Source organism: Halomonas sp. KHS3 (assembly GCF_000830495.1).
GTDB lineage: Bacteria > Pseudomonadota > Gammaproteobacteria > Pseudomonadales > Halomonadaceae > Vreelandella > Vreelandella titanicae.
Genome location: NZ_JWHY01000003.1, coordinates 89,841 through 105,534 on the forward strand (window position 1 = coordinate 89,841; position 15,694 = coordinate 105,534).

At 55.4% G+C, this 15,694-nt stretch carries 11 protein-coding genes; 4 read left to right on the forward strand and 7 right to left on the reverse strand.

Going from position 1 to position 15,694, the window contains the following annotated elements; all coding sequences use genetic code 11:
- Positions 1 to 6: 6 nt before the first annotated feature.
- Together RO22_RS09225 and pncB are read right to left on the reverse strand one after the other, a co-directional pair.
- The gene (locus RO22_RS09225; protein WP_041158175.1) at positions 7 to 942 is read right to left on the reverse strand and encodes an Rpn family recombination-promoting nuclease/putative transposase; all 936 of its coding nucleotides are present in this window, start codon (positions 940 to 942) and stop codon (positions 7 to 9) included.
- A 32-nt stretch (positions 943 to 974) separates the two neighbouring features.
- The gene (pncB, locus tag RO22_RS09230) at positions 975 to 2,156 is read right to left on the reverse strand and encodes a nicotinate phosphoribosyltransferase (protein WP_041158176.1); all 1,182 of its coding nucleotides are present in this window, start codon (positions 2,154 to 2,156) and stop codon (positions 975 to 977) included.
- A 120-nt stretch (positions 2,157 to 2,276) separates the two neighbouring features.
- On the opposite strand from pncB, the gene RO22_RS09235 reads away from it, so the two are divergent.
- Entirely contained in the window at positions 2,277 to 2,570 is a 294-nt protein-coding gene (locus RO22_RS09235; protein WP_041158177.1) for a nucleotidyltransferase domain-containing protein, read from the forward strand.
- Between the two features lie 48 nt (positions 2,571 to 2,618).
- Here the strand turns inward: RO22_RS09235 and RO22_RS09240 are convergent, their stop codons facing one another.
- The 4 genes from RO22_RS09240 to RO22_RS24740 form a co-directional block, all read right to left on the reverse strand.
- Positions 2,619 to 3,677 carry a phenylacetaldoxime dehydratase family protein gene (locus RO22_RS09240; RefSeq protein ID WP_041158178.1) on the reverse strand — a complete coding sequence of 353 codons (1,059 nt, stop codon included), beginning with the start codon at positions 3,675 to 3,677 and terminating at the stop codon, positions 2,619 to 2,621.
- A gap of 87 nt (positions 3,678 to 3,764) precedes the next feature.
- Positions 3,765 to 4,700, reverse strand: a complete 936-nt coding sequence (locus RO22_RS09245) for a carbon-nitrogen hydrolase family protein (protein ID WP_041158179.1) — start codon at positions 4,698 to 4,700, stop codon at positions 3,765 to 3,767.
- Positions 4,687 to 6,192 (reverse strand): sodium:solute symporter, encoded by a 1,506-nt coding sequence (locus RO22_RS09250; protein ID WP_041158180.1) that lies wholly within the window; start codon positions 6,190 to 6,192, stop codon positions 4,687 to 4,689. Before RO22_RS09250 ends, RO22_RS09245 begins: the two co-directional genes overlap by 14 nt.
- A complete protein-coding gene (locus tag RO22_RS24740) occupies positions 6,185 to 6,433 on the reverse strand; it encodes a hypothetical protein (protein WP_022522681.1) in 249 nt (82 codons plus the stop codon). Before RO22_RS24740 ends, RO22_RS09250 begins: the two co-directional genes overlap by 8 nt.
- A gap of 329 nt (positions 6,434 to 6,762) precedes the next feature.
- Here RO22_RS24740 and RO22_RS09260 point away from each other — a divergent pair, with 329 nt between their 5' ends.
- From RO22_RS09260 to recD, 3 genes are all read left to right on the forward strand, one after another.
- Complete coding sequence (locus tag RO22_RS09260) at positions 6,763 to 7,662, forward strand: LysR family transcriptional regulator (protein ID WP_041158181.1); 900 nt, start codon at positions 6,763 to 6,765, stop codon at positions 7,660 to 7,662.
- A 304-nt stretch (positions 7,663 to 7,966) separates the two neighbouring features.
- The gene (gene recB, locus RO22_RS09265; protein WP_041158182.1) at positions 7,967 to 11,830 is read left to right on the forward strand and encodes an exodeoxyribonuclease V subunit beta; all 3,864 of its coding nucleotides are present in this window, start codon (positions 7,967 to 7,969) and stop codon (positions 11,828 to 11,830) included.
- Positions 11,831 to 11,865: 35 nt separating this feature from the next.
- Positions 11,866 to 14,187, forward strand: a complete 2,322-nt coding sequence (gene recD, locus RO22_RS09270; RefSeq protein ID WP_041158303.1) for an exodeoxyribonuclease V subunit alpha — start codon at positions 11,866 to 11,868, stop codon at positions 14,185 to 14,187.
- Between the two features lie 125 nt (positions 14,188 to 14,312).
- Here the strand turns inward: recD and RO22_RS24860 are convergent, their stop codons facing one another.
- Entirely contained in the window at positions 14,313 to 15,632 is a 1,320-nt protein-coding gene (locus tag RO22_RS24860; RefSeq protein WP_200890241.1) for a hypothetical protein, read from the reverse strand.
- Between the last annotated feature and the right edge of the window lie 62 nt (positions 15,633 to 15,694).

The following is a 15,694-nucleotide window of genomic DNA, read 5'->3' on the forward strand; positions in this document are numbered from 1 at the left end:
CCTACCTTATTCAGCGTGGTTTTGAAGGCGCTTAACATCATCAATAGGCAACCCCGTCACCTTGGCTACAAACTGGGGGTCAGCCCCCTCTTGCAGGAGGTTCCGAGCGGTTTCGAGTTTACCCTCGATTTTGCCTTTGGCTTCACCTCGCGCTTCACCTCGGGCTTCCAACTGGGTGGCAATGGTCATAAAGGTGTCTCCTATAGGCTGGGGCAAGCGATGGCTCTCTTCAATCAACTGATCAAGGTCAATCACGTTGCCTGTTCCTACCACATAGTTTAGCAAGGTAGCGATGAAATCCAACTGCTGGCGACTGTGCTCATCAAAGCTCGCACAGTCACGCAGCCATTCCATCAGGTAAGGATCGATGTGCGGTTCGCGAATGTGCTTTAGCACTCGAGCAACCAAGCCTATCCATTGCTGTTGTTTTAGTGCTTCGTCATCAAGCTGATTTACATCTACTAATGGTATTGGCCCCTGGAACAGCGTCTCCATTAGCCCCAGCGGATCTTTGAAGCAGTCAGCAAGATCCATCGAGTAGGGGTAGGGTGTTTGACGGCCGTGGTAGAACACCAGTGCATGAACCGGTGCCAGGGGTTCCTTGGGGCGCTGCTTCAACTGCTTGGTCAGCATCCCAAACAAATAGTGCCCGATACGCACGGGCATGTGTGGGTCGGGGCTTGACTGATGTTCGACCAATACAGCTAGATACGCAGGTTGCCCCGCCAATTGACAACGGTACACCAAGTCGGAGACGGTTTCTCGCAGGGCTGAATCGAGGTGGCTATCATGCTCCAGCTTGAGACTGTCCAAATCCAAGGCAGCACTGATTTTTTTGGGCAAATAATGTTGCATGAACCCCTGCGCGACGGCGTGGTTTTCCATCGCGCTACGAAAGAACCGATCATGAGGATTATGGGGTGGTTTGGAGGTATCAGCCACAAGCGGTTTCCATGTTTCGAACAGATTAGAGGCTAAGCATTCTTCCCATTCAGCGACAAGATGCGCTTCGCCAGCGAGATCATCTCCGGGTCGCCGGTGTTCTTTTCCGCCACGTCGGAAAGCTTGATCACCGGCAGCCAGCCCTGCCCTTCCGGGCGCGCCTCGACCATCTTGATCACCATGTTCATCGGCTCAACACCAACATCGTTAGTGAAGTTGGTGCCGATACCAAACGCCATGCCGATGCGACCTTTGCAGAAGGCATGTATCCGCTCGACCTTCTCCGGTGTTAGCGCGTCGGAGAAGATAATCGTCTTACTTAGCGGGTTGATGCCCAAGCGTTCGTAGTGCTCGATGGTCTGGGAAGCAAACTCGATAGGGTCGCCGCTATCGTGGCGAACGCCATCGAACAGTTTGGCGAACTTCTTATCGAAGCTGTCGTAAAAGGCCTTAGAGGTAAAGGTATCAGTTAAGGCGATCCCCAGATCACCGCGATACACATCCACCCAATGCTCCAGCGCCAGACTATTGGCCATTTTGAAACCGAAGCGAGCACCGTGGAACATAAACCACTCGTGAGCGTGGGTGCCGATCGGCTTAACACCGTGGTGCATGGCCATCAGCACATTGCTGGTGCCACTGAAGGCCTCACCGCCGTGGTGACTAAGTGCACCAACCACCCGGTCGTGAACGTCAGAAGAGAAGCGCCGCCGGGTGCCAAACTCAGCGATTTTCAGACCCAAACGGCGGTAGAGTTCGATCTTCTCCTGGGCGCGCTGTTCAATCATCGCATCAGCGTCAGGGGTGATCGTCACACCACGCAACCGATACCACAGCTCGCTGATTAACGCCATCAGCGGCACTTCCCAGAGAATGGTGCGATACCAGGGCCCTTCAATGATCACCGAAAGATCGCTCCCCTGCTGCTCTACAATCACCTCGCTGGGGTTGTAATGAAACCCGGCAAGGAAATCGAGATACGTAGGGTCGAGATAAGGGCACGTTATTTCGAGATAGCGCTTCTCCTCATCGCTCAAACGCAGCGATGCCATCTTATCGACTTCGCGGCGAAGTTCGGCGCCGAAGCCGTCAGGAAAAGCATGCTCGCCACGATTGATAAAGGCGTAGCGCGCATGGGCATAAGGAAAGCGTTTGATCACGGCGTTCTGCATCGTGATCTTATAGAAGTCATTATCCAGCAGCGATGTCAGCATGAGATCCCATCGTTAGAGTGAACCGAAGCCGCCGGTAGCGTAAACTAAAATGCACCTAAAGTGGCTCGGCGATAAGATTATCAGGTGGCGGGGCTGTCATACAGTTAAGGAGCTGACTTCATGCGTATTACCCAAACACATCGCGCAATCATTCTTTCTGGTGTGAGCGAGTTTATTGGTGATTCGGTGGAAACTCATGTGTTTGGTTCAAGGCTAGATGATTCAAAGCGAGGCGGCGGCGTTGATCTACTGTTGATCTCCCAGACAGCGATACCGCCACAGCCTTGCGCTGAACTCAAACAAATACTCGAAGAATACCTCAAACTGCCGGTGGAAATTGTCACCTATGTATCGACTGATGAGCCAAGCCCCACCCAAGCGAGGGTCTTAGCCGAAGCGCGCCCGATTGGTTAAAGTGGGGAAGCGGCATGAGTCAGGATACTCTTAGCGACTAACAATATATTAACAACGCTCATAAAGCGTGCAAAATGGCAATATGCCAGTTTCAGGGTGGCAGTTGATGTACTCAAATGGCACGCCTTCGGTTAGCAGGAAGACTTCATGCCAGGTGACCACTTCGCGTTTTTTCCCATATTGCCTGTTTTTAGCAATGGCATGGTCATAAATGGTTTTATGAGTAGGATGTGAACTGGCCCAGCTTTCCATCTCCTCCAAAGAAGCAAAGTAAGCATGTACCGAGGATTCGTAGCGCTCGTCACCGTTATCATCAAGGTTTGACATGACCCTCAAGCAGAGCGTGCCCGTTTCCTCCTTATTGTCGAGCAAGTACTGCATACCTTCCATCAATTTGGGGCGTAATGACTCCTCGTAGTCGTCAAACTGTTCCTGCTTCGCCTTCCCCCAATACTGACCGGATCGAATCGAGGTCAGGTTATGAGGAACTTGAGCAAACAAACGTCGCCCGAGTGTCGTTTTGCTACCCGGAGCAGGCATCTTAACCTTAAAGGTGCTCGACAGTGGATCCACCGCAGAAACCGGAAAGCGGTCACGGGCAGCGCCAAAATAGCCATTGGTAGTCATGGGAACTACCTTGGTGTCAGGACAACGCCCCAACCCTATTCGATAGTTACCTTCTGAGTAGATCGTTTCATGACGGTCATAATGGACATGGATGGTCTCCCGCCAATAGCCGAACGTATCGTCAGTGCGCTGTGGCTGTGCAAGCCACTGGATAAACGCAGCATCCTGCAACCACTCCATATAGACCGAAGGATCGGTCCAGTAAGCGACCAGCACCGCATTGGTGTAGCCCGTTTCATCGGTAAAGCGCAGCGTTTCGTGAGTTTCCGGCGCGGAGTCGATAACAAAAGAGTCCCTGATACGGCTGAAAAACGCCGCCTGGTCATCCCAGGTAAGCTCGCGCCCCTGAATACCAAAATAGACACAGCAGAGTCGATTGACCGGTCGTGTCCAGCGCAATGTATAGCGCGGGGCCGCCGGTTCATGACCGGGTGGCCGCCGCTCGGGTACCACTCGGGGGTAGTCGATATGAAAAGTCATGGCAATACTCCATCTCAACGATGGCTGATCCAGTGGAGCATGAAACAGCCATCGGATGAGTTGATTTCACAGCAAGCTTAAACGTGATCAGTCACTTCTTACCGGCGACTTCGCTTCTGTATCCACATGCAGGCTGAATACATCCGGGCGGGCATAGTGGCCGACCGGGTCGAAGTCGAGCTTGCTGCGTACGATGACGTCCTGGGAGACCTCGGCATAGAGAATGCCCTCCTCATTAAACAGTGGGCCGGCGAGAACTTCCCCCATGGGGCTTACGATCATGCTCGCGCCTCGCATCAGTATCGTTTCCGGCTCACTCGCCGGTGCCAGCAGGCAGTCATAATCGTCGGGAAAATCGCCCCTAGTCAGATACTGGCAGGCGCTTAACACGTAGCAACGTCCTTCAAGAGCGATATGCTGCATGCTGGCCAGCCATGTATCGCGGTCATCAGCGGTGGGCGCGCAGTAAACATCGACCCCCTTGTCATACATGGCCGAGCGCATCATGGGCATATAGTTCTCCCAGCAAATCACCGCACCCACCGTACCTGCACCGGTCTTGAAAACCGGCAGCGTCGAGCCATCGCCGAACCCCCAGATGATACGCTCACCGCCAGTAGGCATCAGTTTGCGATGTTTGCCCACCAAGCCCTGCTCAGGATCTATATACAGTACCGTGCAATAGAGGGTATAGGCCGTACGCTCAATCACCCCCATGACCACGAAGACGTTATGTGCCTGAGCTGCATCAGTAATCAGGGTCAGCTCCGGCCCATCAAGGTCAATGGCACTTCGGTAGTAGCGCAGAAACTCATCACGTCCCTCCTCGGTCCGTTTGCCTACCGGACTACCGAAGCTTGCACCCTTAGGGTAGCCCCCCAAAAAAGCTTCTGGAAAAACCACCACCGTTGCCTTTTTGGAGGCAGCTTCACTGATTAACCTTGCCCCTTTTTCGGCGGTCAACATAGGGTCAAAGGGGTGGGATCCCGCCTGAACGACGGCGACTTTTTTAGCTGATTGCATGAGCAGTTACCTTCTGTGTAGGTTGCTTGCCATAGAGCTGAGCGAACAGCGCATGGTAGTCATTGTCGCCGTTCACTGGCGCAGCCTGGGTAAAGCGGCTAACAAGGGCCACCAACATGCCATTGACGATGATCGCGCTGATACCCGGGCCAAAGAACAGAGTGAAATCGGTAGCAGCGCTTACGAACAGTGTGATGACACCCACCACCATCCCGGTTAACGCACCAGCGGGAGTAATCCAGCGGAAATAGAGCATTCCAAGCGCGGTGGGTACCAGTTGCAAGCCAAGGCTGAAGCCCAGGGAGGCAACGGGCACCAGATAGCCAGCCCCAGAAGGGCTAAGGGCAAGCACCAGTACAATGCTGGTGATCAGCCCAATGACCACCTTATTGACCAGGCGCAAGCGCTTTTCACTCATCTCTTTATCAAAGAACCGACGCCATACATCCTCAGCCACCAAGCTTGCCGAAGAGAGCAACTGGCTGTTGATGGTAGAAATGGCAGCGGCAAGGATACCGGCGACCACAAAGGAGCCGAGAATAGGGGCATATTCAGCAAAGATCAGGGGCAGAATCGCATCGCTATTGTCCGCCGCCCCTGGCACCAGCCCAGGAATGTTGGCTGAAAGGCCTATCACCAGCGGAATGCAGGCCATCATCCAGGAGTTCCAGAAAGGGGTGAACATGGCCACCTTGCCCAACACTTTCGCTGAATGCGCCGAGTAGAACTTCTGCCACATGTGGGGCAACGCCCAGGCGCCAAAACTCAGCCCAACCCATAACTCCAGCATGGCCACCGGATTGCCTTTATTCGTCAATAGCTGTGGTTCAACTTCCGCCACGTTCTGCAGAAACGACCAGCCGCCCGCTTTACCGATGATGAAGACCGCCGTGAACACCAGTACCGTGGCAAAGAATGTCCCCATAAAGGCATCCGCCCATGCGGTGCCCCTGAAGCCCGCCCAGAGCACGATAAAGCCGACCACCACCGAGGTCACGATAACCCCAACGGCATAGGGGATAGCACCGCCGGTCAGGCTTTCCAGTGCACGGGCACTGCCCGTTACCTGAATCAGCATCACCGGCACCAAGGCGATGATACCGACAATGGAAAACAGCAAACGAAGCGTGGGGCTTGAGTAGTAGTGCTCTACCATTTGCCCAGGTGTAATGAAGTTAAAGCGTTTACCGATATACCAAATGCGCGTGCCAAACAGCCAAATAAACACACTGCCCTGAATGATCGCCCAGGTGGTAAAGCCCGCGAACCAGATCCCTTCCCGATAATAGACACCGAATGAACCCAGCAGCGTCCAGGTAGAAAAGTAAGTCGCCCCCATGGACATCAGCAGCAGCGCGGTATTCATGGAGCGCCCACCCACGACGTAATCGTCAATGGTCGACGCATTATGCTGCCGGGCACGCAGCGATATCACGACAAAGATAGCGATGAACGCGATCAGTATGATGATAGTGACAGCGGTGCTATTCATGCCCGCCCTCCTGATGCTCAAATGCATCAATACGTTCAGAGAGTGGCTTGAAGTAGAGCGGATAAAGTGCAATGGCACAAAGTGTCAGCACTATATTACAGGTCAATACCCAGGCCAGAGGAAGAGATAGTGGGCCTACCCACACCAGTTCATTGAGAATATTAAAGTAGGGAAGCCAGCTTCCGATAAGTGCCAATATAAGCACTAACCAGAACAACTTCCGATTCATTCCTGTCAACATTTAAGTCACCTTTAAGCGTAGAGCCAAAGCCAACATCTCTTTTTAGCTTTACTTGTTAGTTTTATAACAAACCGTGTTGAGCAAGCGTCTCGAATTTCCTTAAGCTATATTTACAGACCTGTTTACAGACACATATTTATACAAGCCTTCACATAGCTTACTGAGCTCACGATTGTCGCTATCAAGAGATACCCAAGTACTGCATTGCAGTAAGGTAGAGCATAGGGAGCGTCAGGGTATGAGAAAAACGCTATTGTTAGCACGACTCGTTGCCGAAATGTGAACACCTATCTACATTATTGTTTTAATTAAAAAAACAGGGAACCAACATGCAAATTTCAATGTTCAAGTACTTTTTGACCGTCGCGGAAACGGGGTCGATACGCCAGGCGTCGCTCTCCCTTCATGTCAGCGCTTCGGCCATTAGTCGCCAAATCCAGAACCTTGAGCACAGCTTCCAGACAACGCTGTTTGATCGCTGCGCAGATGGGATGCTGCTTACGGAAGAAGGCAGGGTTCTGGCGCTCCACATGCAGCGCACCATGCGTGAAATGGAGCTGGCAAGAGCCAAGATAGCCGATATACACGGATTGACGGCAGGCACGGTGAGATATGCCACTATCGAAGGCGTTGCTAGGGCCTGGCTGTTCCCCGCCATTGCAGAGTTTCAAAAAACCCATCCACTCGTCGAATTCAAAGGGCGTATTTCAGGGGCAGAGGCCGTCTACCAAGCCCTTGAAAATGATCAGGTGGATTTCGGAATTACCATGCAAGATGACTTCTATCCTGGTATCAGTATCGTTGAAAAATTCACGACCCAATTCAAGGCGGCCATGCCTCACCAACACCCATTGGCCAAGCATAGTACGTTGAACCTGAAAGACTTAACCCCCTACGAGCTGACAATGCTCGATCCAACGTTCCATACTCGGCGAGCACTTGATACCTCCCTGTTAAGGCTGGGCCTCACCGCAAAGATTGGCTTCGAACTCGACCACATCGAGTTGATCAAGGTGCACGTCATGCAGACCGGCAACCTCACCATATTACCCGACTACGCGGTGAGCCATGAAGAGAAGCACCAAACCATGGCCATTGTCGATATCGCAGAAAACGAGCTCCCCTCTGCAACGACTATCCTCTGTGTTCGCAGGGGACGTATATTGACTAAAGCAGCCGAGGCGATCATCAACAGCTTACGGAAGCGCCCCATTACGCTTCCTTTATAACGACAAATAAAATATATAAAAGACGGCGGTCTCAATAGCTAAGCCACGCCAGCTTTATATCCCTACTCAAGCACACTGGTTAAAATGCACTTTTTAAATTAAGAACCAGAACCTATTCAATAACTGTAAACAATGATGTGTATTTATTGATTGAATACAGGCAGCCTGAAACAGAGATAGTAACGACTTCCAGAAAAGCCCGACTTCTACCCAGCTACCTTCTCGTGTTCAAATAAGCGTTGGACAAGCCTCGTCCTACAGCGCCCTGCCGTGCTGACCAGTGAATACTGCTCGGGATACCGCCATGCCTTCTATCACATCTCTTGACCCCCTGGGCCTCCCACTCCACGGCAGCCGACTGATAGAGGCAAGCGCTGGCACCGGCAAAACCTTCACCATCGCCCTGCTTTACGTGCGGCTAGTACTCGGCGGCCACAGCGTTGACGACGACACCGCGTTTATCCGCCCGCTCACGCCACCGGAAATCCTGGTCGTCACATTCACCAACGCCGCCACCCAAGAGCTACGCGAACGGATCCGCAACCGGCTGGTAGAAGCAGCAGAAGTATTTCGAGCTGAGGATACAGACCAAGCGAAGGGAGCAGGCCAAAGCGAGGGTCTTTTGCCAGGGATGGCAAAAGTAGCCCCCACGGATGGGTTCACGGCGCCCTCGCGTCGGCCTGCTGCCGAGCGAACTGCTGATCCGTTGCTCCTAGAACTCCGCGACCAATACGACCCTGCCACCTGGCCCGCCTGCTCCCGGCGCCTGGCGCTGGCCGCCGAATGGATGGACGAAGCCGCGGTTTCCACCATCCACAGCTGGTGCTACCGCATGCTGCGCGAACACGCCTTCGACAGCGGCAGCCTGTTCTCCCTCAACCTGGAAAACGACCAGCGCGAACTGGAACAGGAAGTGGTGCGCGACTACTGGCGCAGCTTCTACTACCCGCTGGACAGCGACGCCCTCGGCATTGTCACCCGCTACTGGAAATCACCGGACGACCTGCACGTTCCGCTGCAACGGCTACTGCCCGAAAGCGAAGCTTTGGGTGGCGAAAAGCCCGCACCCAGCGAAACCCTGGCCGCCACCCAGGCCGAACGCAGCGCCCAGCTCAGCGAACTCAAAGCCCCCTGGCCCGCCTGGCTGGACGAACTGGTACCCGCCCTGGAAGACGCAGCCACGCGCAAAGCCTTCAAGGGCCAGAGCTTCAACGCCAAAAGCCGCGCCAACTGGCTAGGCGCACTACGCGAGTGGTGCGAAACGGAGGCCGACCGCCCCGCGCTCACCGACGCCGCCTGGAAACGCATGACCCCCGACGGCATGGCCGATATCTGGAAAGAGGGCGCACCACCCTGCCCCCAAGCCTGGGAAGCGCTGGCACAGCTACCGCAAGCGCTGGATGCCCTGCCCGAGCCACGCAACGACCTGCTGATTCACGCCGTGCAGTGGTGCCGCGCCCGGCTGGAGCGCGAACAGGAGCGCCGCGCTGAGATGGGCCCCAATGACCTGCTCACCCATCTGGATCGCGCCCTGAAAGGCCCCAACAAAGAGGCCCTGGCCGCGCAGATTCAGCGCCAGTTCCCCGTGGCACTGATCGACGAATTCCAAGATACCGACCCGATTCAGTACCGCATCTTTAACGCCGTGTATGACGTCGCAACGCCCCGCCGCGACAGCGCCATCCTGCTGATTGGCGACCCCAAGCAGGCGATCTACGCCTTTCGCGGTGCGGATATCTTCACCTACCTGCAGGCCCGGCACGACACCGATGGCCGCCACGTCACACTGGGCACCAACTTCCGCTCCAGCAGTGCCATGGTGGCAGCGGTCAACCACTGCTTCAGCTACGCCGACCAGCATGATGCCGGCGCCTTCCTGTTCCGTGCTGATGGCGGCAACAACCCGCTGCCGTTCAACCCCGTCAACGCCAAAGGCACCAAAGATACGCTGGTACTCAACGGCAAACCGCTAGCAGCGATGACCCTATGGCCGCTGGAAAGCGACGAGCCGCTCTCCAAAACCGCCTACCAAACCGAGATGGCCGAGCGCTGCGCCTCGCACATGGCCGCGCTTCTGGAAGCAGGCCGCCAGCAACAGGCGGGCTTTACGAAAGCTGCCGATGACAGCGGCGATAACGGACTCACTCCGCTGGCCCCCTCGGACATGGCCGTGCTGGTCAACGGCCTGCAGGAAGCGCGGGCGATTCGCCTAGCGCTGGCCAGCCGGGGCATCAAGAGCGTCTACCTTTCCGATCACGATAAGGTGTTCAGCTCCCCCATCGCCCCGCAGTTAGCCATTTGGCTGCGCGCCTGCGCCGAGCCCCAGGCCAACTCCCGCCAGGCGGAAGCCAAGTTGCGCGCCGCCCTGGCAACATCAGTACTTGGGCTAAGCCTTGAAGCACTCGACCACCTCAACCAGAGCGAGCTGGCCTGGGAAGCGCGGGTCGAGCAGTTCAGCGACTACCACCGCCTGTGGCAGCGCCAGGGCGTGCTGCCGCTGGTGCGCCGTTTGATGGTCGATTTTGATATCGCCGCACGGCTGCTGGGCGAGTTCGCCGAGGGTGAGCGTTTGCTAACCGACCTGCTCCACCTGGGTGAAATGCTGCAGCACGCCAGCCAGGAACTGGATGGCGAACACGCGCTGATTCGCTTTCTCGCGGAAGCCATTGCCGACCCGGATAGCCACGGCGACAGCCACAAGCTGCGCCTGGAGAGCGACGCCGACTTGGTCAAGGTAGTGACCATTCACAAATCCAAGGGGCTTGAGTACCCGCTGGTGTTCCTGCCGTTTATCGCCAACCATCGCCCAGTCAGCGACACCGACCTGCCACTGCGCTGGCACGCTAGCGACGGCACACTGCAACTCAGCCTAAGCGCCGATGAAGCCACGCTGGCCACCGCCGACCGCGAACGCCTGGGCGAAGACCTGCGCAAGCTCTATGTGGCGCTCACCCGCGCCCGCCACGCCACCTGGTTGGGTCTGGCACCGCTAAAAAGCGGCGAGAACAGCGCCATCGGCCACTTGATCAACGGCGGCAAGGCCATTGCCCCCAGCACGTTTATCCACGCGCTAGGCGAGTTGGTAAGAGGCAGCGATATCGCGCTAAGTAACGCCCCGGAACCCACCGCGCTGCGCTTCACCCCGGCGCCGGAACAGCAGGCACTGGGCCACGCCCGCACCCCGCTGCGCGCCGCCCGTGAACAGTGGTGGATCGCCAGCTACTCGGCGCTGCGTACCTCAGGGGCCGTCTCAGAAACGATGCCAGGCGCGGCGCCGCCAACGCCCACGCCAGAACCCACCACGCCCCAGGAAGCCACCACCCTGGAAGTGCTGGATGAACCCCACGACAACGCCATCAACACCGAAGCGTTTCACCTGCACCGGTTTCCGCGAGGGCCTGGCCCCGGCACCTTCCTGCATGGATTGCTGGAGTGGGCGGGCCAGCTAGGCTTTAACAATGCGCTGAAAGACCCCGCCGCCCGGGAAGACATGCTGCGGCGGCGCGTGCAGCTGCGCGGCTGGCAGGCTTGGCACGACACCCTGGCGGGCTGGCTTGAAGAACTGCTCGCCACGCCGCTTCCCTTGCCCCAATCTCTGTCATCGGCCCCTTCACAGTCCAGCGAATGCAGCCAGGTGGCATTATGTGAACTCGAAAGCTACCAGGTGGAACTGGAGTTCTGGTTTGCCGCGCACCAGGTACAAACGCGCAAGCTGGATGAGCTGGTCAGTGACCACTTACTGCCAGGGGTATCACGCCCCGTATTGGATGCCGACACCCTCAACGGCATGCTCAAGGGCTTTATCGACCTCGCCTTTGAACATGAAGGGCGCTTCTATGTGCTCGACTGGAAATCCAACTACCTGGGCAGCGACGACAGCGCCTACACCGCCGACGCCTTGCGCAACGCCATGCTCGAAAAACGCTACGACCTGCAAGCCGCGCTTTACCTGCTCGCACTTCATCGCCTGCTGAAAGCGCGCCTGCCCGACTACGACCCGCACCAGCACCTGGGCGGCTCGATGACGGTGTTTCTGCGCGGCAGCCGCACCACTGCCCGCGGGGTACACGCTGTGCCAGCACCGGTCGCGCTGATCGAAGCGCTGGATGCACTCTTTACAGGCGCAGCGGCAGACACCGCAGTAACAAACCAGGAAGCGGTAGTATGAGTAAGCGTGACTTAGCCTCCAAGAACGGGGGCTCCATGAACCTTGACCTGTTCGCCGATGACGCGCCGCCCGCGGCACCTGATTCAACCGCATCGGTAACACCACCAACAGAATCAGCCGCCAGTGCTACCCAACCGCACCCCGCGCTAAGCGATACCGCCGCGCTATTCCTGCTGTGTGAGCGCTGGGTTTCCCGTGGCTGGCTGCGGGATCTGGATCTGGCCCTGGTGCGCTTCCTCGACCGCGAAACCCAGAACACCCCGCCGCTGCTGTTGCTAGGCGCGGCATTGGCCAGCCACCAGCTTGGCCGTGGCCACGTGTGCTTGGATATAGCTGCGACGCTGGAAGCGCCGGATTTTGCGCTTTCGCTGCCACCGGAAGGCGACGACCTGAACGACCCACCGCCGCTGCCCAGCCATGTGCTGGCTATGCTAACGCTGCCCGAGTGGCAGGCCGCGCTCCACCACCCCACGCTGATCAGCGACGGCCCCGGCAATTCGCCGCTGGTAGTGAGCCACAGCGACAACACCAGCAAACTCTACCTACGCCGCTACTGGCAATTCGAGCAAACCCTACACCAGGAAATCGCCGCCCGATTAGCCACCGCAGAACTGGATAAAACTGGTGGGAGGGAGCTTCAGCGGGCGAAGGGTGACGATAGTCACCCCCAAATACTCAAAGATGCCCTAGATACCCTATTCCCCGCCAGCAACAGCATAGACTGGCAAAAAACCGCCTGCGCTCTTGCTGCCCGCAGCCCGTTCGCGATCATCACCGGCGGCCCCGGCACCGGCAAAACCACCACCGTGGTGCGCCTGCTGGCACTATTGCAAACCCTGCAGCTAGCAGAACCCAGCGCAAACCCGCTACGCATTCGCCTAGCCGCCCCCACCGGCAAAGCCGCCGCCCGGCTAAATGAATCCATCGCCGGACAAGTTGCAAAGCTCCCCTTTAGTGGCTTAGTCAACTTGTGGGAGGGAGCTTCAGCTTTGGTTCGACACTTCGACGACGATTCAAGCACCCAGCAACTTCAGGCCGCCATTCCAACCGAAGTCACCACACTTCACCGCTTATTAGGTGCAAGATCAGACACCCGCCACTTCCGCCACAACGCCGCCAACCCGCTGGCGTTGGATGTACTGGTGGTGGATGAAGCCTCAATGGTGGATATCGAAATGATGACGGCGCTGCTCAGCGCCCTGCCCAGCAGCGCCAAGCTGGTGCTGCTGGGGGACAAAGACCAGCTGGCATCCGTGGAAGCTGGCGCCGTGCTGGGCGACCTCTGCCGCCGCGCCGACGCTGCCCACTACACCCCCGCCACGGCGCATTGGCTGGCCGAACTCACCGGTCACCCGCTGCCGAATGAATTAATCGACCCCAACGGCCAGCCGCTGGACCAAGCCATTACCATGCTGCGGGTAAGCCACCGCTTTACTGAAACAAGCGGCATCGGCCAGCTCGCCCAGGCGATTAACCAGCCGCTAAGTGAAACATTGCGGGAACGGGATAAACACCAAGCCGTGCATGGCGTACTCAATAACGGCTATGCCGACCTGCACCACCTAGTGCTAAAGCCTGACGCACTGAACGAAGACAGCGCCCTGGAGCGCCTGGTAATCACCGGCAGCCCGGAACGGTTTCCCAACGCAGGCGAAGGCCGCACCGACTACAAAGGCAAGCCCATCGCTCCGCCCACCGGCTACTGCCACTACCTAAACACATTAGATAGCGAGCGGCCTGATACGGCACTGGCGTTTGAAGAGAACAGAGACGTTTACGATGCGTGGGCTAAGCAAGTACTGAACGCCTATAGCCGCTTTCAACTGCTGTGCGCACTGCGCAAAGGCCCTTGGGGGGTAGAAGGCTTAAACCTGCGCATCGCCAAAACTTTGCGCCGTGAGAAGCTGCTATTCGGCAACGACCACACGTTAGAAAAAGGCTGGTTCGAAGGCCGCCCGGTGCTGGTCACCCAAAACGACTACGGCCTGAAACTCATGAACGGCGATATCGGCATCACAATGGCGGTGCCAGATCCCCGCACTCCCGGCAGGACTCTTTTACGCGTCGCCTTTCCGACCAGCGACACAGAAAACCCGATTCACTGGGTGCTGCCTTCCCGCCTACACGCTGTAGAAACCGTGTTCGCGATGACGGTACACAAATCCCAAGGCTCAGAGTTTCAGCACACCGCCCTGCTGCTACCACAAACGCCCAACCCAATCCTCACCCGCGAGCTGGTCTACACTGGCATCACCCGCGCCCGCGACTGGCTCACTTTAATTGAGGCCAAACGGGGGATTTTGAATGATGCGGTGGCGAGGGAGGTTATGCGGGTTAGTGGGATGGGGAGGTTGTAACAAAATTGGAATTACCTTTGATGGTAGTGTCGGTTTTCGGCCAAGAGCAGATGTTGAGGAAATGCTGATATAACGCTTGGCTTTGCAGCGTGCGCAGCGCAGGTGAGTCAGACAACAGCCACTTGTTATGCTGTACAAGCCTCGGAGAACCTTTCGACCCATTTCTGGCCCGCATACAACTCATCAAATATTTCCTCGATACCAACATCTTTAAGCTGACTGTTGTCGTTTCTGAAAATATCAACCTCAGTGCCGTCACCGAGGTACACACGAGGTAGCGATAAATTTGATACGTTTAGGCCGCTGGTAGTTAAGGGTATTTTGGAGAAGTTATCGAACCCAGCTATAGACAGCAACCGAATTGCTTTTAACTTACTACTGCCCAGATCGTTCGCTATCGACTCAATCTCCTTGCGAGCCTCTTCGCGAAGCAATTCTAGTGACAAGTTAATCTTTTCTAGCGCTAGTCGAATTCCCGCGATCATTGTCTTCGGATCGTCAGCCGTATTTTTTGGTAGAGCACTACAGATCAGAAAATACAATATTCCAAGATCTCGACCACGTATTCCTGACCTCACTCTTTTTTCAAACTCATGATTCTTAGGTATGCCCAAAATATCGTGGATCTCCGACGCCAAAACGTTTTCGATTAATGCTCCAGAAAAGTTAAGAACTAGTCGCGTAATAATTGAACATATTTGGAAGGCAACAAAAATATCTTTGCACAACAAATGGTTGGCAACTATATGTACGCAGACAGAATATTCCGTAATATTTTGATTGTAAATGAAACTCAACGACTCTCGTTGGTATAACCCATTCTCAACTAGCTTGTCAGCCTCATCCAGTTCACTAATTAGAGACAGTCTTGTTATCATCTCATTTGCCATGGCTGACGCTTCGAGAATTGACACTGTTGAAACGGGAGATCTTGCTAATAAGTCGCCATGAGCATTTGAAAAATGCGAAAAAAGAACCGGCTCTCCAGATAGTTTTCCGTCGAGACCAAATTTCTCACCCATGGTAATTCTAGACTGCCATGGTCTATCCGGCGTTATACTCCCATCAATTAACGTATAGTAGTCGGGGAGGCGCAATGATCTTGCGTGCTCTAAAAATCTCTTTGCTTTATAAAACTCGTGCTCTGAACCACCTACTTCGTTATTCGAGCAATATGCCTCGTTCATCTTTTTTAAGTGGTTCATACCCCAAACTGTAGAGGTCGAATCTACAAAATGAGTGAATTCATGTACAGCCAGTGGGGTTACTTTACATAGCACTAAATAATTTTTATCTGCTAAAGCCTCCAAGAACTCGCTAAACCGAGCACTCTCAATACTATCTAAGCAAATAATACATGTGAAAAAGTCAAAAGACCCCAACGTGTCATACTCTAGAAGTCTTTTATAAGATATAAATTTTCTTTTAAATTTATCTAAACTCATTTTCCACTCATTTGAGCATAACGCAGCATTCAACGGCTTATTCGTTGTAATGCTTTGTTAAA

Coding starts and splice junctions, on each gene's coding strand:
- pncB (WP_041158176.1), bottom strand. CDS start 2,156: ATGCTGACATCGCTGCTGGATAATGACTTCTATAAGATCACGATGCAG.
- RO22_RS09235 (WP_041158177.1), top strand. CDS start 2,277: ATGCGTATTACCCAAACACATCGCGCAATCATTCTTTCTGGTGTGAGC.
- RO22_RS09240 (WP_041158178.1), bottom strand. CDS start 3,677: ATGACTTTTCATATCGACTACCCCCGAGTGGTACCCGAGCGGCGGCCA.
- RO22_RS09245 (WP_041158179.1), bottom strand. CDS start 4,700: ATGCAATCAGCTAAAAAAGTCGCCGTCGTTCAGGCGGGATCCCACCCC.
- RO22_RS09250 (WP_041158180.1), bottom strand. CDS start 6,192: ATGAATAGCACCGCTGTCACTATCATCATACTGATCGCGTTCATCGCT.
- RO22_RS24740 (WP_022522681.1), bottom strand. CDS start 6,433: ATGTTGACAGGAATGAATCGGAAGTTGTTCTGGTTAGTGCTTATATTG.
- RO22_RS09260 (WP_041158181.1), top strand. CDS start 6,763: ATGCAAATTTCAATGTTCAAGTACTTTTTGACCGTCGCGGAAACGGGG.
- recB (WP_041158182.1), top strand. CDS start 7,967: ATGCCTTCTATCACATCTCTTGACCCCCTGGGCCTCCCACTCCACGGC.
- recD (WP_041158303.1), top strand. CDS start 11,866: ATGAACCTTGACCTGTTCGCCGATGACGCGCCGCCCGCGGCACCTGAT.
- RO22_RS24860 (WP_200890241.1), bottom strand. CDS start 15,632: ATGAGTTTAGATAAATTTAAAAGAAAATTTATATCTTATAAAAGACTT.